This window comes from Streptococcus thoraltensis DSM 12221, from assembly GCF_000380145.1.
Taxonomy (GTDB): Bacteria; Bacillota; Bacilli; order Lactobacillales; family Streptococcaceae; genus Streptococcus; species Streptococcus thoraltensis.
In genome coordinates this window covers 20,499-39,418 of record NZ_KB904631.1, presented here as the reverse complement: position 1 = coordinate 39,418, position 18,920 = coordinate 20,499, and the positions used below count along the sequence as shown (strand labels likewise).

The 18,920-nt window shown below is 37.9% G+C and carries 18 protein-coding genes; 14 read left to right on the top strand and 4 right to left on the bottom strand.

All coding sequences use genetic code 11. The features are described 5' to 3' along the window. Positions 1 to 147 precede the first annotated feature (147 nt). The 9 genes from A3IA_RS0110285 (at position 148) to xylB (ending at position 7,983) form a co-directional block, all read left to right on the top strand. Entirely contained in the window at positions 148 to 1,623 is a 1,476-nt protein-coding gene (locus A3IA_RS0110285) for a BglG family transcription antiterminator (protein WP_018381242.1), read from the top strand. Continuing rightward, positions 1,616 to 2,086 (top strand): PTS sugar transporter subunit IIA, encoded by a 471-nt coding sequence (locus tag A3IA_RS12345; RefSeq protein ID WP_018381241.1) that lies wholly within the window; start codon positions 1,616 to 1,618, stop codon positions 2,084 to 2,086. The genes A3IA_RS0110285 and A3IA_RS12345 overlap by 8 nt, the downstream gene beginning before the upstream one ends. 3 nt (positions 2,087 to 2,089) lie before the next feature. Further along, positions 2,090 to 2,569 carry a PTS sugar transporter subunit IIA gene (locus tag A3IA_RS0110275; protein WP_018381240.1) on the top strand — a complete coding sequence of 160 codons (480 nt, stop codon included), beginning with the start codon at positions 2,090 to 2,092 and terminating at the stop codon, positions 2,567 to 2,569. Between the two features lie 27 nt (positions 2,570 to 2,596). After that, complete coding sequence (locus A3IA_RS0110270) at positions 2,597 to 3,472, top strand: ketose-bisphosphate aldolase (protein WP_018381239.1); 876 nt, start codon at positions 2,597 to 2,599, stop codon at positions 3,470 to 3,472. 40 nt (positions 3,473 to 3,512) lie between these two features. Next, the gene (locus A3IA_RS0110265) at positions 3,513 to 3,827 is read left to right on the top strand and encodes a PTS fructose transporter subunit IIB (protein WP_018381238.1); all 315 of its coding nucleotides are present in this window, start codon (positions 3,513 to 3,515) and stop codon (positions 3,825 to 3,827) included. 2 nt (positions 3,828 to 3,829) lie between these two features. Next, positions 3,830 to 4,930 (top strand): PTS fructose transporter subunit IIC, encoded by a 1,101-nt coding sequence (locus A3IA_RS0110260; protein WP_018381237.1) that lies wholly within the window; start codon positions 3,830 to 3,832, stop codon positions 4,928 to 4,930. Positions 4,931 to 4,951: 21 nt separating this feature from the next. Next, positions 4,952 to 5,467: a D-lyxose/D-mannose family sugar isomerase gene (locus tag A3IA_RS0110255; protein WP_018381236.1), complete on the top strand. Its 516-nt coding sequence runs from the start codon at positions 4,952 to 4,954 to the stop codon at positions 5,465 to 5,467. Between the two features lie 62 nt (positions 5,468 to 5,529). Beyond that, a complete protein-coding gene (locus tag A3IA_RS0110250) occupies positions 5,530 to 6,489 on the top strand; it encodes an aldose epimerase family protein (RefSeq protein WP_018381235.1) in 960 nt (319 codons plus the stop codon). 12 nt (positions 6,490 to 6,501) lie between these two features. Further along, positions 6,502 to 7,983, top strand: coding sequence for a xylulokinase (xylB, locus tag A3IA_RS0110245; RefSeq protein ID WP_018381234.1), 1,482 nt, complete (start codon positions 6,502 to 6,504; stop codon positions 7,981 to 7,983). Positions 7,984 to 8,359: 376 nt separating this feature from the next. Here xylB and A3IA_RS0110240 read toward each other — a convergent pair whose 3' ends face one another. The 4 genes from A3IA_RS0110240 to A3IA_RS0110225 are packed head-to-tail and all read right to left on the bottom strand — an operon-like array spanning position 8,360 to position 11,360. Beyond that, positions 8,360 to 9,010: an amino acid ABC transporter permease gene (locus A3IA_RS0110240; RefSeq protein WP_026217675.1), complete on the bottom strand. Its 651-nt coding sequence runs from the start codon at positions 9,008 to 9,010 to the stop codon at positions 8,360 to 8,362. 8 nt (positions 9,011 to 9,018) lie between these two features. Continuing rightward, a complete protein-coding gene (locus A3IA_RS0110235) occupies positions 9,019 to 9,714 on the bottom strand; it encodes an amino acid ABC transporter permease (protein WP_018381232.1) in 696 nt (231 codons plus the stop codon). 19 nt (positions 9,715 to 9,733) lie between these two features. Further along, positions 9,734 to 10,561 (bottom strand): transporter substrate-binding domain-containing protein, encoded by an 828-nt coding sequence (locus tag A3IA_RS0110230; protein ID WP_018381231.1) that lies wholly within the window; start codon positions 10,559 to 10,561, stop codon positions 9,734 to 9,736. A 16-nt stretch (positions 10,562 to 10,577) separates the two neighbouring features. Further along, positions 10,578 to 11,360, bottom strand: a complete 783-nt coding sequence (locus A3IA_RS0110225; RefSeq protein WP_018381230.1) for an amino acid ABC transporter ATP-binding protein — start codon at positions 11,358 to 11,360, stop codon at positions 10,578 to 10,580. Positions 11,361 to 11,599: 239 nt separating this feature from the next. Between A3IA_RS0110225 and yycF the strand changes: the two genes are divergently transcribed. The 5 genes from yycF to smc all read left to right on the top strand — a co-directional run bounded on the left by yycF (position 11,600) and on the right by smc (position 18,840). After that, positions 11,600 to 12,307 (top strand): response regulator YycF, encoded by a 708-nt coding sequence (yycF, locus tag A3IA_RS0110220; RefSeq protein WP_018381229.1) that lies wholly within the window; start codon positions 11,600 to 11,602, stop codon positions 12,305 to 12,307. Continuing rightward, positions 12,300 to 13,646 (top strand): cell wall metabolism sensor histidine kinase VicK, encoded by a 1,347-nt coding sequence (vicK, locus tag A3IA_RS0110215; protein ID WP_018381228.1) that lies wholly within the window; start codon positions 12,300 to 12,302, stop codon positions 13,644 to 13,646. Before yycF ends, vicK begins: the two co-directional genes overlap by 8 nt. Before the next feature lies 1 nt (position 13,647). Then, positions 13,648 to 14,457 (top strand): MBL fold metallo-hydrolase, encoded by an 810-nt coding sequence (locus A3IA_RS0110210; protein ID WP_018381227.1) that lies wholly within the window; start codon positions 13,648 to 13,650, stop codon positions 14,455 to 14,457. 134 nt (positions 14,458 to 14,591) lie between these two features. Continuing rightward, complete coding sequence (rnc, locus tag A3IA_RS0110205) at positions 14,592 to 15,293, top strand: ribonuclease III (RefSeq protein WP_018381226.1); 702 nt, start codon at positions 14,592 to 14,594, stop codon at positions 15,291 to 15,293. Position 15,294: 1 nt separating this feature from the next. Next, on the top strand, positions 15,295 to 18,840 hold the full coding sequence (gene smc / locus A3IA_RS0110200) for a chromosome segregation protein SMC (protein WP_018381225.1): 3,546 nt from the start codon (positions 15,295 to 15,297) through the stop codon (positions 18,838 to 18,840). Positions 18,841 to 18,920 lie beyond the last annotated feature (80 nt).

Below are 18,920 nucleotides of genomic sequence, written 5' to 3'. Positions count from 1 at the left end.
AAGTTGGTAGCCTTATATGAGCAAGACAAAATCCACATGAGTGTGAACATCTTCAGTTGTCATAGAATGCGTTTTGCTAAACTCATTCTATGACAATTTAACGTATTTAAAGTGAGATATAATAATAGTTGAAGAGGAGGATGAACGATGAAGCGGCAGTTAAATCAAGAAATCATTAACTTTTTGAATCATCAATCAGATTTTGTTACCTCTGAACAAATTGCAATTGAACTTGCTGTCTCTAAGGCTACGGTATCAAGGCATATTAAAGAGATTAATTCACAATTCAGAGGGGCAGGGGATACTCAAACAATTCTTTCTAAAAGAGGCAGAGGTTTTAAGCTAAATCAGGGAGTTTATTTGAAACAAGATAACATGACTGAGGAGTCGGCAATTGAAGAGAGGTGCAATGAAATTATTAAAGAGTTACTTTTTGTTGCACCAAAACGAAAAAGAACTTACGATTTGTATGAAAAATTTTATGTTAGTGAATCGGTCATTTCTAAAGATAGGATGATAATTTCAAAGAAAATTGAAAAGTGGGGTCTTAACTTAGTCAGAAGCAATCGGCATATGTCAATTGAAGGGAATGAGAAAGATATCCGTGCAGCAATTATGGAAACTGTTTTAAACCTCAATCAAACGACAGATATTTCTGCCTTGGAAGAATACTCTAATGGGCTTAATAGTTCAGAGGACTTTCTTTTTACCATACAACAAATTGAATATGCTTCAACAGCCTTAGGAATATCTATCAACTACCCATACAATATTAGTTTGTTTGCTCACATCTACGTTTTAATTGAACGAATAAGACTGTTTCGTCACATCAGTCCTCACGATCAAGCGACAATCCTTCTCCGGGAAGAAAAACTGTTCTCACCCGAAATTTACAGTGTTTGTAAGAAAATTGTTGACAATATTGGACAGTATATCGGTGTTGTTCCAAACGACTCTGAAGTAGTTTATCTTTTCGAATATCTTAGCACAGCTCGAATATCTGATGATGCTACAGAACGTATTTATATTCCAAAATCTAATCAAGTCGCACTAAGTTTTATAGAAAGAGTTTCAAAAAAACTGAATAAAAAGTTTTCTCGGGAATTATTCCAAGAACTTGAAAATCATATTAAATACTTACTTCAACGTTTATCAAATCAGGTTTATCTCCCTAATGCCTTGTTAAGTGACATTCAAGTGGAGTATGGAGATATTTTTAGAGCAGTTTCTGAGTCCTCCCTTGAAGTTGAAGAAGAATTTCATCTATCAAAAATATCGGAAGATGAGTCTGGATTTATCTGTTTATATTTTGCTAGGTATATAGAATTAGAGAGGAAAAAAGTAAATGCTTATATTGTATGTACAACGGGAATAGGAACTTCTGAACTCATTGCGGTTAAAGTTCGCAAATCATTTCCAATGCTTAAAATTGTTGGAGTCACTTCCAGCATAGCCATTCAAAAAATCGTAGAATGTATGGACGAGCAGATTGATTTACTAATAACTACCATACCAATCATACAGCAAGTGGACATTCCGATAGTTCTGGTTAGCTCTATTCTGACAAATAGGGATATAGAGTCTTTAACCCATGTCATTGAGGAGATTGTAAATAATGGTTGATTTCTTACTATCAGGTGATTTGAATGGTATCTATGATAAAAATGGAGCTTTATATAAAGTTGCATTATTTTTATCAGATAAATTGGAAGCGGATACAAATGTGATTTTTAATAGCATGGTCGAAAGAGAAGAAATTTCTAGTACAGGACTGGAAAAAGGAATTGCAGTTCCACATGTATTTCTCACCAATGATATTGTCAGAGATGTGCATCTGGCTATCTTAACGTTCGACAAATCTGTGATTGATTGGAGGTGTGTTGATGGAAGCAAAGTTAATAAAGTATTTTGTCTAATTACTCCACATAGTAGAAGTCCAGAAACTGAAAATGTAAAAAGAATGATTTCGATAATGCAGTCTCTTGCGTCAGAAAAATTTACTAATAGCATAGAGTCTATAAAAAATAGTAAAGATATTGTTAACATTTTAGAAACGTACTTAATACAAGGAGATATAAGGAGGTAATATATGGGTGTAGCGGAGAAGGACGGAATAATCTTGGATCAAGTGGTTCATAAAGAGTTGATGATTGTACCTTCTGCTTCAAAAACTAAGGATGATGTCATACATGAATTAGGAAGTTTATTATTTAAGCAAGGATACACTTCTGATGAGGAGGCTTTTATCGATGATGTGTATGTTAGGGAAACTGAAGGGATGACAGGGATTGGTCAAGGTATTGCGATACCTCATGGTAAATCTAATGCTGTCAATGAGACCACAATAGCAGTAGCGGTACTTGAAAATGAAATTGAATGGGAGACTCTAGATGGTAAGCCCGTCAAGGTAGTCATCATGTTTGCCGTAACCGACCACGATACGAATATGACACATATCTTATTATTACAAGAAATTGCCAAACTCTTAGCTCATGAAGAGTTTGTTGATGAACTTGTAAGAGTCAAATCTAAAGATGAGTTGCACGAACTATTTACAGCTAACAAATAAAAAAATTTAGAAAAGAGGAAATATATTATGGTTTTAGTATCAGGAAAAGAATTATTGACAGTTGCTCAAAATAATCACTTTGCAATTCCAGCATATAACTGTGGTTCAGGTCAACTACTTAATGCTACTGTGAAAGCATGTGAGGAAACAAAGACGCCGTTTATTATTGCGATTCACCCAGATGAATTAAGCTTTTTGACAGACAGTTTTGTTGCACAATGTATTGACGAAGCTCATAAAGCAAAAGTACCAGTTGCCATTCACCTTGATCATGGTGCAAGTTATGAACAGGTTATTCATGCGATTCAGCTCGGTTTTACGTCAGTTATGATTGACCAGTCGTTGGCACCTTATGAGAAAAATGTTGAAATGACAAAAAAAGTAGTAGAAGCTGCTCATGCTGTAGGTGTTTCCGTTGAAGCAGAACTTGGAACAATTGGTAACACAGGTAATAATGTTGAAGGTGGTCTAGAAGAAGGGATTTATACTGAACCAGATGTTGCTAGAGACTTTGTTGAACAAACTGGGTGTGATAGTCTGGCAATTGGTATTGGAACTTCGCACGGTTTATATCCGAAAGATATCAAGCCAAAACTTAGAATTGATATTTTAGACGAAATCGTAAGCAAAGTTTCAGTGCCCCTCGTCCTTCATGGAGGTTCTGGTAACCCAGATGCAGAAATTAGTTCAGCTGTTGAACATGGTATCTCAAAAATTAATATCTCAAGTGATATAAAAATTGTATTTGCTGAGAAGCTTAGAGAACTTTTGAATGATGGAAACCTTGAAAAACGTGAGCCAAATGTGATTTTCCCAGAACCAATGATTGAAACAGAAAAAGTCGTACGAGCTAAAAATGAATTATTTAATGCAGTAGATAAGGCTAAATATTATTTCCAATAAAAACTATTAAATTGCTATCAAGAATAGGAGGTAAAGCATCATGAATATTGTTGGAATTGCTGCATGTACAGCAGGTATTGCACATACTTATATTGCTAAAGAAAAATTAGTACAAGCAGGTCTATCTCGAGGACATAACGTACATATTGAAACACAAGGTTTAGCTGGAAGACAAGATTCATTAACTGATGAGGAGATTGCCAAAGCTGATATTGTCATCATTGCTGCTGATATAAAAATTAATGGTCGTGACCGTTTTGAAAATAAAAAGGTTGTTGAGGTTCCAACTAGTCTAGTTGTGAAGTCACCTAATAAGTTAATCGAAAAACTTGAAGAAATAAATAAAGGAGATTAGCCATGAATTCTTTATCAAATTTAGGCTTTAAAAAACATTTGATGACAGCAATCTCATTTTTCTTACCAGTTGTCTGTGCTGCAGGATTCTTGCTAGCAATTGGAAATATAATGGGGGGAACATCTATTACGGACTTCTCAGCAGGTTTTAATTTTGCAGATACGATGACAACGATGGGTGGATATGGTCTAGGCTATTTGCCGATGATTGTATCCGTAGCGATTGCTTATTCTATAGCAGATAAACCTGGTATTGCCCCAGGACTGATTGTAGGTTTTGTTGCCCACGGAATTAATACTGGATTTATTGGGGGTATTGCTGCAGGATTTGTATCGGGGATTATAACCTTATTACTTTATACAAATATAAAAGTTCCTAAATGGATGGAAGGCTTAATGCCAACACTTGTTGTACCATTTATTTCATCCTTCTTTGCTGGAATGGTTATGTATTATGTTCTTGGCTCTCCTATCAATTACCTAGTTGGACTCTTAACCACTTATTTGCAAGGATTGAATAGCTCTCAATTAATTTTGTATGGTCTCATTATTGGAATTCTTTCAAGTATTGATTATGGTGGACCAATTAATAAAACAGTATTTGCTGTAGTATTTGCAATGTTTTCAGAGTCAATTTATGAGCCACTTACAGTTCTGATTGGTGCATCTATGATTACACCTTTTGGATATGGTGTGGCATATATTTTACAAAAAATCGTAGGGAAAAATGTCTTTGACAAACAAGATGTTGACACCCTAAAATCAGCTATTCCTATGGGATTTTGTCAAATTACTGAAGGTTGTTTCCCAATCGTATTTAAAAACTGGCTTAAAAATATGATTGCTACAGGTGTAGGTGGGGGCGTATTTGGTGCTCTTTCAATGTATTGGGGTGCTGATTCCCACATTCCTGCCTCAGGCATGTTTGCTGTTCCTACTATGACTGGTAATCATGGAATGATGTTTGTCATTGCGCTTCTAATTGGTTCTATTGCCCATGCTATTACCTTTATCGTATTAATGAAACCCGTTGATCCGAATGAGTCATTCGAGGAAATCATTAAGGAAGAAGATATTGACTTTAGTGATTTGAAAATTAGCTAATTTCTAAGAGAGGTTTTAGTGATGAATTACAAAGAACGTGTGCTTAAATTTTATGAAGAATCAGGTGTTGTATTTAGCGAAAATGAATTATCAAATATTGAATTTGCTGATTTTGGTTTAAATAATATTGAGCAAGAAGGACTTAATCTCATCGTATATGTCAACAATGACCGCTATTGTGCTAAGGAGATGGTTTTACTTCCAGGTCAAACATGTCCTGAGCATCGCCACCCAAGACGAGGAAATCATTTGGAAATTGAGGGCAAGCAGGAGACATTCCGTGTGAGGAAAGGTCTAGTTTATCTCTATGTGGAAGGGAATGAAACAGATACGATTTCTGCTGTAATTCCTGAAAAGTCGAAAGATTTTTACACTATTTTTCACGAGGTAGTGCTTCAAGCGGGAGAACAGTATACTATAAAACCAGATATTAAACACTGGTTCCAAGCTGGGTCAGAAGGCGCAATTGTTTCAGAATTTTCGTCACAGAGTGATGATGCTTCAGATATTTTTACAAACCCGAATATTAAACGGTAAACCTAAGCTAGGTCGGGTATATCTGACTTAGCTTTTCTTTTTTAAGATAAAGAGAAATGAAAATGAAAGAATACATTCTTGAAAATGACAAAATATGTATAAAGTTTCTTGATTATGGTGGTATCATTACTGCTATAATTAAAAAATCAAATAATATTAACTATGTGTTATCTTATGAAGACTTTACTAATTATGAAAGAAATCCATATTATTTTGGTGCAACCATTGGTAGGACAGCTGGTAGAACTTTTCCTCCAAATTATAAAAATTCAAAGGGCGATGTCATTAATCTGGACATCAATGAAGATTTATTAAATCTTCATGGCGGAAATGAAGGACTCCACAAACAGTATTGGGACGTTAATCTAATTGATAAGGATACTTATGAATTGACATATAATGACACCGATTCACATTATGAAGAAATGCTTTTAAAAATTCGTTATCGTATTGAGGATAATTCATTTATTCTTGAGTATTTTGGTTTCTCAGATGAACCAACTGTTTGCAACCTTACTAATCATACCTATTTTAATTTGAATAAAGACAAAAGAGATGGAATTGAAGCACACTGGTTACAAATGACACCGACTAAACTGCAGATCATAAATGACACATTTGTTCCAACAGAAGAATATAGTGATATGTCTTCAAAGTATTATTCGTCTTTTGATTTTACAGAAAAAAGAAAAATTGGAGATGCCTTTAGAATTTCTAATGAACTTTCCAAAATTTGTGCCGATGGTATTGACTTGGCGTATATTTTTGACACGGATTTCCCAGAGATAGTATTACAAAGTTTTGATAAAGAAAATGTATTGCGCATTACTACCGATAGGGAATGTGCGGTTATATATACCCTTAATAAAATTAATGAACGACTTAAGATAAAGGATGGAGGGATTATTACAAAATACAATGGCATTACTTTTGAAACTCAGGAAAGACCAAATCATCTCCAAACAAAGAGTCACCCACTAATTAGCCATTATCATGCAAGGACAAAATATACTATTGAGTAGGAGGTAAATTAAATGTCAAAATACGTTTTAGGCATAGATATAGGCACAAGTTCCTTAAAAGGAATTCTTGTAGACCAAAATGGAAAAGTAATTACTGATTCAGCTGCTCCATACAAGGTATACACTCCATACAAGGGTTATTCTGAACAAAATCCTGAAGATTGGTATTTGGCAACTGAGTCAGTATTTGATGATTTTTGTAAAAGAGTCGATGATTTTGCAGATAATCTTGAAGGTATAGCTTTTTCTGGTCAGATGCATTCTCTGGTGCTATTAGATGAAAATATGGATGTTGTTAGAAATGCTATTCTTTGGAATGACACTCGCTCCACAAAGCAATGTGACAAATTAATGAAGTATTATGGCGAGGAACTTTTATTTATTACTAAAAATAAAGCATTGGAAGGTTTTACTTTACCTAAAATAATGTGGGTTCAAGAGAATGAGCCCGAATTATGGAGCAAGGTTCGGCATATACTTCTTCCTAAGGATTATGTGCGTTTTCGCTTGACTGGCACACTGGGAATTGACCTTTCTGACGCATCAGGGACTTTACTATTAGATTTGGAGAGTAACACATGGTCGAAAAATATCACCAGTAATTATAATATTCCTATAGATTATTTACCGAATTTACTCAAATCTCAACAATATGTGGGGAAATTAAAAGGATCAATAAGTAAGAAATATAAATTCTTAAATAAGATAGACGTTTTTGCGGGTGGGGCAGACAATGCCTGTGCAGCACTGGGAGCTGGAGTTTTATCAAATGATACTGGACTTTGTTCAATTGGGACTTCTGGAGTAATTCTGGGCATTGATCAATACAAAAAGACTATTGCAGATGGCAAGATACATCATTTTTATCATACAATTCCATCGACGATTTATTCAATGGGAGTAACTTTAGCAGCTGGTAGTGCTTTATCATGGTATAAAAATTTAATGACTCCGACCTCTTCTTTTGATGAATTGCTTAACGCTTCAAAAAGGATAGCGATAGGAGCTGCAGGGCTATTATTTTCACCGTATATAGATGGGGAAAGAACACCCTATTCAGATTCTAAAATACGAGGATCATTTATTGGTATAGATAGGCATCACAGTCTTCCTCATTTTACTAGAGCAGTTGTTGAGGGGATCACTTACTCGTTGAAAGATTGCTTGGAACTTATAGAGAAAGAGAGGGATTCGGCATTTAAAGAAATTGTTTCGATTGGTGGAGGAGCAAGAAGTGATTATTGGCTTCAAATGCAGGCTGATATTTTCAATAAAGAAATCGTCTGTTTAGAAGAAGAACAAGGACCAGCTATGGGAGCGGCCATGCTTGCTGCTATTGGACTAAATTGGTATTTATCATATGAGCAAATTATTCGTGATTGGGTGAAAATCAAAAGGCGATTTGTTCCAATATCAGAAAATGTAGCAGAATATCAAGAAATTTATAGCAAATATCAAAAAGTTTATAAGGCTTCTAAAACTGTGATGAGTTGATGAGAAATAATAATATTTATAAATAAGACTAGAATTTTGATGTTCCTTTCAGATTTCCTATGGATTTTTGATAAATTTAAAAATAGAGTCACATGAATTACCTTTCAGAACAAGGAACTAAGGTGCGGAAAGTACTTGGTTTTAGAAGAGTATGAGTAGGGCAGGTCGAAAGTGACCGTGTATCAAAGTTAATTCAAAAGACTATATTTTTTGCCCCGTCGGAAAAGAAAGTCAATGCTAGCATTGAAACCGTGACGATTGTCAAAGAAAAAGACTGGATTGAGTCATAAAAAACTGATAATGCTAATAAAGTTGGTAGCCTTAGTTGATGCAAAACAAAATCCACATGATGATTACGTTCATGTGGATTTTGTCTTTATTCAGCCCCTTGTGCCCACTTCTTAGCAAGTCGACGGGAATAGGTCGATATGGCGAAGTTGATGACAAAGTAGATGGCTGTGATGATGAGGTAAAGAGTGAACACTTGGCTTGGTTCAAAGTATTTCCCCATAAGAATTTGGCTTTTTCCGAAAAGCTCTTGTAAAGCGATAACAGAATAAAGGAGCGAGGTGTCCTTGATGACTGTTACGAATTGTGAAATAATAGCTGGCAGCATTTTACGGACAGCTTGTGGAAAGACAATGTAAATGAAAATCTGCCAGTGTGTCATTCCTTGCGATAAACCAGCTTCGGTTTGACCGTGATCCACACCGTTTAAACCACCTCGGATGATTTCTGCAAGAGCAGCTGAGGTGAAGACGGTAAAGGATGTGATACCTGCTGGTGTTGATTTCATTTGGAAAACCAAGAAAATAATGAAAATCCAAAGAAGATTGGGAACGTTACGAACAAATTCAATGTAGATGCTTGATACCCAGCGAAGGATTGGATTCTTCCCGTTACGCATAACGGCTAAAATTGTTCCAATAATGGTTGAAAATACAATTGATAAGAATGAGATGTAAAGTGTCAACCAAAGTCCTTGAAGGATAAAGCTAATATTAGTTGGTGTTAAAACTGACATCATTTATCCTCCTAAGTGTATGCTTTTTTATTTTCTTCTTCTTTGCGTCGTGCCCAAGTTGCAAGTGGGAAGCAGACGATGAAGTAGAGTAGTGCAGCGCCGGCAAAGGCAGGCACGTAGTTAGTGGTTTCATAGGCCCATGCTTTTGAAACGAACATAATATCAGCTCCTGAAATAATGGCAACTGTTGACGTATTTTTAATCAAGTTAACCACTTGGTTGGTCATAGGAGGTAAGATAGTCCGAATAGCTTGCGGAAGGATGATGAGTTGCATGGTTTCTTTGTAGGTAAATCCTTGAGAAAGTGCAGCTTCGGTTTGACCTTTGGGAACGGCTTCAATCCCAGAACGGATAACTTCTGATATGTAGGCACCGTGATAAAGACCAACACAAATAACTGCTGTCCAGAAGGCTGAAATCATAACGAAACCGTTAGTCATGATTGCCAAACCGTAATAAACAACGACAAATTGGACCAGAAGTGGTGTGTTTTGATAGAGTTCAACATAAACACGAGCGATAGTTCTTAAGGTTTTATTTTTAGAAGATGACATGGCGCCAAAAATTAGCCCTAGGATAAGGGAGAGAAGTAGGGCGCCAATTGACATGCCTAAGGTATATGCGAAACCTTTGGCGAAATCACCGAAGTTGGCGAAAAAGTCACCCCAGCGAGAAAGGGCGAATGGACTTGTCACTAAATAGTTCATAAATAATTCTTCCTTTCTCTTAATTTTGTGCCTTAGCTGGTTTTAAATCGTATTTTTTGTAGATTTCTGCCAAACTACCATCTTTGGACCAGTCTGATAGGAGGTTGTTGATGTAATTTGTTAAGGCTTTATTGCTTTGTTTGCTGGCAATACCGTAACTTTGCGTATTGAATCCTTGCTCAAGAATTTCAGTTTTCTTGCTGCGGTAGCCTGTTAGAATTGATTTATCAACTGAGAAGGCTTGAATACGTTTTGAATAAAGCGAGATAGCTAATTCAGGATAAGAACCCAATTGAACATAGTCAAAGTGTAAATCATTAGCTTTAGCATATTCTTCAATAGCCATCTTTGTGGTAGAACCTTGCGCAACACCGATTGTTGCGCCATCCATGTCTTTGATCGATGAATAGTTGCTAGATTTATTAACCAAGAAGCCCACTTCATCAGTGTAATAAGGATCGCTAAAACTATAAGATGCTTGACGTTCAGGGGTGATGGTGTAGGTACCAATAACGATGTCAACTTGGCCGTTATCAATAACAGCTTCGCGAGTCTGAGCTGTCACAGCAGTGAATTCTACCTTAACCCCAAGACTTTTGGCAATTTTACGAGCAATGTCAATTTCCATACCTTCGTAGCTATTTGTTTCAGCACTAAAGTAACCAAAATTGGGAACATCCTGTTTAACCCCAGCTTTTAGAACGCCAGCCTTTTTTATACGTTCAATGACTTTAGAAGACAGTAGCTGCTCGTTTGTTTCTGCCTTAACTTTTGGTGAAAGGGCAATAACAGACAAGACAAGAGTTAAGGATAAGCAAGCTATTAGAAGTTGTTTGATTGATTTCATCTTACATCCTCCTTGCTTACGCTTTGCGCTCTTTTTTCTTGGCAGGAACTTTTTCACTGGCATGATTAATAATTTTGCTGAGGAATTGCTGTGCGCGTGGCTCTTTTGGATGATCAAAGAAGCCGTGGACATCAGTAGTATCTTCTAAGATTTGGCCTTCAGCCATGAAAATGATACGATCAGCTACTTCACGGGCGAAGCCCATTTCGTGAGTCACAACAACCATGTTCATCCCTTCAGCAGCTAGGTTTTGCATAACAGCCAGAACATCGCCGATTGTTTCTGGGTCAAGGGCAGAAGTTGGTTCGTCAAAAAGAAGTAGTTCAGGATTCATAGCGAGTCCGCGAGCGATAGCGATACGTTGTTTTTGCCCCCCAGAGAGCATGCCTGGGTAGGAATCCTTGCGATCCCACATGTTTACGTAGGTCAAGTATTTTTCAGCAACAGTTTCGGCTTCAGTACGAGACATTCCTAAAACTTTAATAGGTGCCAAAGTAACATTTTCTAACACTGTTTTATGAGGATAGAGGTTAAAGTGTTGGAAGACCATGCCAACTTCCTTTCGAAGTTGAACCAAATCCTTACTGCTAGCATTGGCTAATTCATGACCGTTTACTTTTAAGCTACCTGTTTCAATGGATTCAAGAGCATTCATGGTACGGATAAGTGTTGATTTACCTGATCCTGAAGGACCTAGGAGAACAACGACCTGACCTTTTTCAATCTCTAAGTTAATGTTACGAAGAGCATGGTAGTCACCGTAATATTTTTCAACATTTTTATATTCGATAAGTGCCATTAGAAACTCCTTTTAATATTAAATTGTTACGTTAGAAAACATAACATAGATAAGTTAATATAACATATCGGATTTAACTTGTCAACTCATCGTTTGAAATATTCTGAAAAATTAATATAAAATACGGTTGTCTATTTTTTAAAAAAGGTGATAAAAGTCTATGATATAAGGCTTTTTATAGTCAATATTTTCCATTTAAAGGATAATCTGTTATAATCAGAAAAAAGGTAGGTATTAATATGAAAACAATTCTTGTCGTGGATGATGAAAGACCCATCTCAGACATTATTAAATTTAATCTCAGTAAGGAAGGATATAACATCGAGACAGCTTTCGATGGCAATGAAGCCGTTCAAAAGTTTGAAGAAGTTAAGCCGGACTTAGTTATCCTAGACTTGATGCTTCCAGGTATCGATGGGCTTGAAGTTGCTAAAGAAATTCGTAAAACAAGTCATACGCCTATTATCATGCTGTCAGCTAAGGATTCTGAATTTGATAAAGTTATCGGATTAGAAATTGGTGCAGATGACTATGTCACAAAACCTTTCTCTAATCGTGAGTTACTGGCACGTGTTAAGGCACAATTACGTCGTGTAGAGACTATTGAAACAGTTGCTGAGGAGTCACTTCAGTCCTCACCGACTGAGCTTGAAATAGGTAATCTGCAGATTTTGCCAGAAGCATTTATTGCTAAAAAGAACGGAGAGGAAGTTGAATTAACCCACCGTGAGTTTGAGTTGCTCTATCATTTAGCGCAGCATATTGGTCAGGTGATGACGCGTGAACACTTGCTTGAAACCGTTTGGGGCTATGATTATTTTGGTGATGTTCGTACAGTTGACGTGACCATTCGTCGTCTACGTGAAAAAATCGAAACGACACCGAGTCGCCCAGAATATATTTTAACTCGCCGTGGAGTGGGTTACTTTATGAAAGCTCATGACTGATCAATTTATTTTTACTTTTCGAGATTTGATTATTGCAGGACTAATGTCTATTTTAGTCCTGATTTATGTTTTCTTGATTATTAATGACACGCTAAATAGTCGGCGGGTGCAGCAGTTGACGGAACAGGTTCAGTCATTGATTTCAGGTGAGTACGTTGTTAATCAAGTAACACGTGGTTCGGCAGAGGTTAGGACTTTGGCGGAGCATCTTAATGATTTGTCAGAGGTCTTTCGGTTGACTCATGAGAATCTGGGGCAAGAAAAAAACCGACTTGCCAGCATTCTTTCTTATATGAGTGATGGTGTGTTGGCGACGGATCGTCGCGGCAATATTATCATGATTAATGACATGGCGAAACAACAGTTGAACCTGACAGATGAAGAGGAAGTTTCTGTCAATATCATGACGTTATTGGAAGAAACTTCTTATACGTATCATGATTTGATTACGAAAACGCCTGAAGTAACGCTCAATCGTGTCGATGAGTTTGGTGAGTTTACCGTTTTAAGGGTTAATTTTGCCCTGATTAAACGAGAAAGTGGCTTTATTTCCGGTTTGGTTGCAGTCCTTCATGATACAACTGAACAGGAAAAAGAAGAGCGTGAACGTCGTCTCTTTGTTTCTAATGTTAGTCATGAATTACGAACCCCTCTAACCTCAGTAAAGTCCTACTTGGAAGCTCTTGATGAAGGTGCTCTTAAGGAGTCGGTCGCACCTGGTTTTATTCGTGTGTCTCTGGATGAGACGAATCGAATGATGCGGATGATTACCGATTTGCTTTCTCTGTCACGGATTGACAATAACAACTCGCATTTAGAAGTTGAATTGACTAACTTTACAGCCTTTATTACCTACATTCTTAATCGTTTCGATCAGATTAAACTTCAGGAAACTCAAGCTGGCAAATCCTATGATATTATCCGAAATTATCCCTTAGTCCCTGTTTGGATTGAGATTGATAACGATAAGATGACACAGGTTATTGACAATATCATTAATAATGCTATTAAGTATTCACCTGATGGTGGTGAGATTACAGTTAGCATGCGAACGACTGACACCCAGGTGATTATTTCGATTTCCGATCAAGGTTTGGGGATTCCTAAAAAAGATTTACCGCTTATTTTTGATCGATTTTACCGCGTTGACAAGGCTCGCAGCCGTGCACAAGGTGGTACAGGTCTGGGGCTTGCCATTGCTAAAGAGATTATTAAACAACACAATGGCTTTATTTGGGCTAAAAGTGATTATGGTAAGGGCTCAACGTTTACCATAGTCTTACCGTATGAGAAGAATATTTTAGAAGTAGATGAAGAATGGGAGGTAACTGAAGACTAAGGTGACTGATAAAGGATTTAAGTACAGTATTTTAGCTTCAGGGTCGACAGGTAATGCTTTTTATCTGGAAACACCGAAAAAACGTCTTTTGATTGATGCTGGCTTGACTGGTAAGAAGATTACCAGTCTTTTAGCTGAAATTAATCGACGTCCTGAAGATTTAGATGCCATATTAATTACGCACGAACATTCAGACCACATCAAAGGTGTTGGCGTCTTGGCTCGTAAATACAATCTTGATTTGTACGCTAATGAAAAGACATGGGAAGCTATAGATGCTCGTAACATGATTGGTAAGGTTGATAACAGTCAAAAACATATTTTTTCTCGTGAAAAAATGATAACTTTTGGAGATATTGATATTGAGTCTTTCGGTGTCAGTCACGATGCGGTTGATCCTCAGTTTTACCGTTTTATGAAAGATGACAAAAGTTTTGTCATGTTAACTGACACGGGCTATGTTAGCGATCGAATGGCTGGGATTGTGGCTAATGCAGATGGCTATCTGATTGAATCTAATCATGACATTGAAATTCTTAGAGCTGGTTCTTATCCATGGAAAACCAAACAACGGATTCTTTCTGATTTTGGGCATTTGTCCAATGAGGCAGGAGCTCAAGCTATGATTGATACCCTTGGAAATCGTACCAAGAAGATTTACTTGGGACACTTGAGTAAGGAAAACAATATCAAAGAGTTAGCTCATATGACTATGGAATCCAATCTCATGCAGGCTGATTTGGGTGTTAATCATGATTTCAAAGTATTGGATACATCCCCTGATACGGCAACGCCATTAACAGATATTTAATGTAGAATTTACAGTCTGGCTATAATAGCTAGACTATTTTTTTGGTATAATGGAAAGGATTATGATGATAAGTTATGGTCGCTTTTAAAAAATGTTTGAGTGAAACGCATTTTTAAGTAGAAAAGAGGAATCTTATGGAACAGTTAGAAGGGCTAAAAGCAAAATTAAAAGCAGATTTTCAAATTGAATTTGCGGACGGTGGTTTGCTTGATACTGCCTTCACCCACACGTCATACGCTAATGAGCATCGCCTCCTAAACATTTCACACAATGAGCGTTTGGAGTTTTTAGGAGACGCCGTTCTACAATTGATTATTTCAGATTATTTGTATCGAAAATACCCTAACAAGCCAGAGGGAGATTTGTCTAAACAACGCTCTATGATTGTTCGTGAGGAGAGTTTGGCAGGATTTTCTAAAGATTGTGGCTTTGATGCTTTTATCAAACTAGGCAAGGGAGAAGAAAAGTCTGGGGGTCGTCATCGTGAAACAATCCTTGGAGACCTTTTTGAAGCCTTTTTAGGGGCTTTGCTCTTAGATAAAGGTGTAGAGGCAGTTAAGACTTTCCTTTATTTGGTGATGATACCTAAAGTAGAAAAGGGGCAGTACGAACAAGTCAAAGATTACAAAACAGCCCTTCAAGAAGAACTTCAAGTTGATGGTGACATCAAAATTCGCTACGAAGTTATCGGCGAAGAAGGGCCTGCCCATGCCAAGTGGTTCGAAGTTCGTGTCACTGCAAACGGTAAAGAATTGAGCAGTGGAAAAGGGCGTTCTAAAAAAATGGCAGAGCAGGAAGCTGCTAAAAAAGCGCTCCACCAGTTGGGTGAGGACTAAGATGTATTTAAAAGAAATTGAAATTCAAGGGTTTAAATCCTTTGCGGATAAGACTAAAGTCACCTTTGACCAAGGAGTGACGGCTGTCGTAGGACCTAACGGGTCGGGTAAATCAAATATTACAGAAAGTTTACGATGGGCGCTGGGGGAATCCTCTGCTAAGAGTCTGCGTGGCGGTAAAATGCCTGATGTCATCTTTGCAGGAACTGAGACGCGTCGCCCTCTTAATTATGCTCAAGTTCGTGTCACTCTTGATAATAGTGATGGCTTTATCAAGGATGCACCGCAGGAGTTGTCAGTTGAACGTCATATCTACCGTAATGGAGATAGTGATTATTTGATTGAAGGCAAAAAAGTTCGCTTGCGTGATATTCATGATCTCTTTATGGATACTGGTTTGGGTCGCGACTCTTTCTCGATTATTTCCCAAGGTCGTGTTGAGGCGATTTTTAACAGTAAGGCTGAAGACCGTCGTGCTATTTTTGAAGAGGCCGCTGGAGTTTTAAAATACAAGACTCGTAAAAAAGAAACTGAAGCAAAATTAGCTCAGACTCAGGATAATCTAGACCGCTTGGAAGATATTATCTATGAATTGGAGCAGCAGATTCGTCCTTTGGAGAAACAAGCGCAAACGGCTAGACAGTTTCTAGCCTTGGACGAGGAACGTAAAGAACTACATTTGCAGGTTCTTGTTCATGATATTTCCACAGGTAAGAAAGAGCTACAAGTGCTAGCTGATCGATTAAGTGAGGTTAGGGTCAACCTTGAGACTTACTATCAGGAACGTCAAAAACTGGAAACGTCCAATCAAAGTCTCAAGACCAAGCGTCATCAGCTCTCCCAAGATTCTAGGCGACATCAGGATGATTTGGTTGCTTTGACTAGCTTGATTGCGGACTTAGAGAAGCAAATCCAAGTGAGCCAGCTACAACAGTCACAATCGCAAGAAAAAGAAAGTGATTTAAAAGCTCGTCTAAAAGAGCAAGAGACGCTGATTAGCAATTTGGAAGTTTTCATAAGAGATTTAGAGGAAAAGCTGACCACAGTTCTCAGTGAGAGTCAGGAAAAAGCAAGTGCGATTAAACAGCGAGAAGCTGATTTGAAAGACTTTGCCCAATCACCTGATCAGATTATCGAAAGTTTGCGTGAGCAGTTTGTGGATCTCATGAGTCAGGAAGCTGATTTATCTAACCAATTGACCGCTTTGGAAAACAGACTCTTACAGGAAAAACAACAGTCTGAACAAGCCCAAGCTGAATTACTAGACTTGGAAGACCGTCGGTTATCAATGACTGAGATGGCTAAAGAAACCTTGGCTAATTTTGAAGCAGCTAAGGAAGCTGTTAAAGCTTTGTTGGATGATTACCAAAAGCAACTTGAGGAAGTTAAAAAGTATGAAGAAACGTATCAAAAAAAGCAGAAGGCTCTTTTTGATAAGTATGATAGTTTAAAGGGCAAGACGGCTCGTCGTAATAGTTTAGAGGCTATCCAAAAAAACCACAGTCAGTTCTTTGCTGGAGTCAAAGCTGTCTTGCAAAATAGCGAGCGTATTGGTGGCATCGTTGGTGCTGTTAGTGAGCACTTGAGCTTCAAACCAGAGCATCAAACAGCGATGGAAATTGTGTTGGGTGGGGCAGCGCAAAATATCATTGTTGAAGATGAGAGGACGGCTAAAAAGGCCATTCAGTTCTTGAAAGAGGGGCGCCATGGTCGTGCGACTTTCCTTCCTTTGACAACCATAAAAGAGCGTTATTTGAAGCCTGCCTTTAAAGATAAATTATTGCAACAAGCTGGATTTCTTGGATTGGCTAAAGATTTGGTTAGCTATGATAGCCGTTTGAACAATATTATGGGTAATCTTTTGGGGATGACAGCGATTTTTGACACTATTGATCATGCAAATCAGGCTGCGCGTGATTCTCAGTATCAAGTGCGCATTGTCACACTTGATGGTACTGAATTGCGTCCGGGTGGCTCTTTTGCAGGTGGTGCCAATCGTCAGAAGAACACGACCTTTGTTAAACCAGAATTGGATCAATTAGAGACCGAAATAGCGCAAATGTCTTCTGAAATAAAAGCTGATGAAGAAACTTTAGCTAGCTTGAAAGATGTTTTAGACCAATCACGCCGACAGTTATCAGAATTGAAACAAGACGGTGAAGAAGCCAGACTAGCCGAACAAAAAGCAGATTTTGCCTATCAACAAGCTGCTAGTCAGGTTGCTGATCTCAATAAGCTCTACCAAGCTAAACTTGCTAATCAGAAAGGTTTGACATCGTCAGATGATAGTCAGCTCAAGGAAGACTTGCAAGTTCAGTTAGAAAGGATTCGTTCTCAGAAAGACCAACTTAATCAAGATATTGAAGCAATCAAGACTGATAAAGATAGTATTGAGGCGAAACGTCAGGAACTGCAAGACTCCTTATCTGAATTAAGATTGTCAGAGCGTGAACTTCAGGGAGAAAGGCAGTATCTTTCCCGTGATTTAGACAAGCAGAAAGAAGATTTGCAACAAGCTAGAGAGCTGGCTGAGAATTTAGCTTATAGTCTTTCGCACCATAATGATACTTTAGAGGCGGACAAAATTCCTGAGTGGCAGAGACAACTAGAGGAAGCCAAGGAACGTAAGACAGTGTTGGAACAAGAACAGATTCGTCTGCGTTTTGAACTGGAAGATTTGGAAGCGCAAGGTGAAGATATTGCAGAGCATTTGCAAAAATTAAGCCAGCAAAATGAAACCTATATCCGCCGTCAGGCTGAACTGGAGACACAAGAAAAGCAGGTGAAACAGAGCTTGCAGTCATTGGCGCAAGATTTGGTTGATTCGTATCAACTCTCTTTCTCAGAAGCACAAGAGCAGGTTGCTTCACTTGAAGATATTAATCAGGCTAGATTAACCCTCAAGGATTTGCAAAAAGCCATTAAAGCCTTGGGACCAGTTAATCTGGATGCCATTGAACAATACGATGAAGTTGGGCAACGCTTGACTTTCTTGTCTGATCAGAAAGCTGACTTGGATAAGGCGAAGGACTTGCTTTTAGAGACGATTTCTGAGATGAATGAAGAGGTAACCAGCCGCTTTAAAACGACTTTTGAAGCGATTCGGAATTCCTTTAAAGAGACTTTCACTCAGATGTTTGGTGGAGGTTCAGCTGACTTGTTATTGACGGATGGGAACTTGCTTTCTGCAGGAGTTGAGATTTCGGTTCAACCTCCCGGTAAGAAAATCCAGTCACTCAACCTCATGTCGGGTGGTGAAAAAGCCTTGTCGGCTCTGGCTTTACTTTTTGCCATTATCCGTGTAAAAACCATTCCATTTGTTATTTTGGATGAGGTCGAAGCTGCCCTTGATGAAGCCAACGTTAAACGCTTTGGTGATTATCTCAATCGTTTTGACAAATCTAGTCAATTTATCGTAGTCACTCACCGTAAGGGAACAATGGCAGCAGCTGATAGTATTTATGGTGTGACCATGCAGGAATCAGGTGTGTCACAAATTCTGTCAGTTAAGTTGAAAGAAGCAGAGCAGATTAAGGGTGTAGATTAGAGCATTCTTTTTGATAGAAGATGATAAGAGTTAGCAGTGGCTAGCTCTTTTTCTTCTAACTATTTCCTTGTAAGCGGATT

Excerpts from the sequence above, each read along its gene's own strand:
- A3IA_RS0110250 (WP_018381235.1), top strand. The coding sequence starts at position 5,530 with ATGAAAGAATACATTCTTGAAAATGACAAAATATGTATAAAGTTTCTT.
- A3IA_RS0110270 (WP_018381239.1), top strand. The coding sequence starts at position 2,597 with ATGGTTTTAGTATCAGGAAAAGAATTATTGACAGTTGCTCAAAATAAT.
- A3IA_RS0110285 (WP_018381242.1), top strand. The coding sequence starts at position 148 with ATGAAGCGGCAGTTAAATCAAGAAATCATTAACTTTTTGAATCATCAA.
- A3IA_RS0110275 (WP_018381240.1), top strand. The coding sequence starts at position 2,090 with ATGGGTGTAGCGGAGAAGGACGGAATAATCTTGGATCAAGTGGTTCAT.
- A3IA_RS0110230 (WP_018381231.1), bottom strand. The coding sequence starts at position 10,561 with ATGAAATCAATCAAACAACTTCTAATAGCTTGCTTATCCTTAACTCTT.
- rnc (WP_018381226.1), top strand. The coding sequence starts at position 14,592 with ATGGAACAGTTAGAAGGGCTAAAAGCAAAATTAAAAGCAGATTTTCAA.
- A3IA_RS0110265 (WP_018381238.1), top strand. The coding sequence starts at position 3,513 with ATGAATATTGTTGGAATTGCTGCATGTACAGCAGGTATTGCACATACT.
- xylB (WP_018381234.1), top strand. The coding sequence starts at position 6,502 with ATGTCAAAATACGTTTTAGGCATAGATATAGGCACAAGTTCCTTAAAA.
- A3IA_RS0110255 (WP_018381236.1), top strand. The coding sequence starts at position 4,952 with ATGAATTACAAAGAACGTGTGCTTAAATTTTATGAAGAATCAGGTGTT.
- A3IA_RS0110225 (WP_018381230.1), bottom strand. The coding sequence starts at position 11,360 with ATGGCACTTATCGAATATAAAAATGTTGAAAAATATTACGGTGACTAC.
- smc (WP_018381225.1), top strand. The coding sequence starts at position 15,295 with ATGTATTTAAAAGAAATTGAAATTCAAGGGTTTAAATCCTTTGCGGAT.
- yycF (WP_018381229.1), top strand. The coding sequence starts at position 11,600 with ATGAAAACAATTCTTGTCGTGGATGATGAAAGACCCATCTCAGACATT.
- A3IA_RS0110240 (WP_026217675.1), bottom strand. The coding sequence starts at position 9,010 with ATGATGTCAGTTTTAACACCAACTAATATTAGCTTTATCCTTCAAGGA.
- A3IA_RS0110260 (WP_018381237.1), top strand. The coding sequence starts at position 3,830 with ATGAATTCTTTATCAAATTTAGGCTTTAAAAAACATTTGATGACAGCA.
- A3IA_RS12345 (WP_018381241.1), top strand. The coding sequence starts at position 1,616 with ATGGTTGATTTCTTACTATCAGGTGATTTGAATGGTATCTATGATAAA.
- A3IA_RS0110235 (WP_018381232.1), bottom strand. The coding sequence starts at position 9,714 with ATGAACTATTTAGTGACAAGTCCATTCGCCCTTTCTCGCTGGGGTGAC.
- vicK (WP_018381228.1), top strand. The coding sequence starts at position 12,300 with ATGACTGATCAATTTATTTTTACTTTTCGAGATTTGATTATTGCAGGA.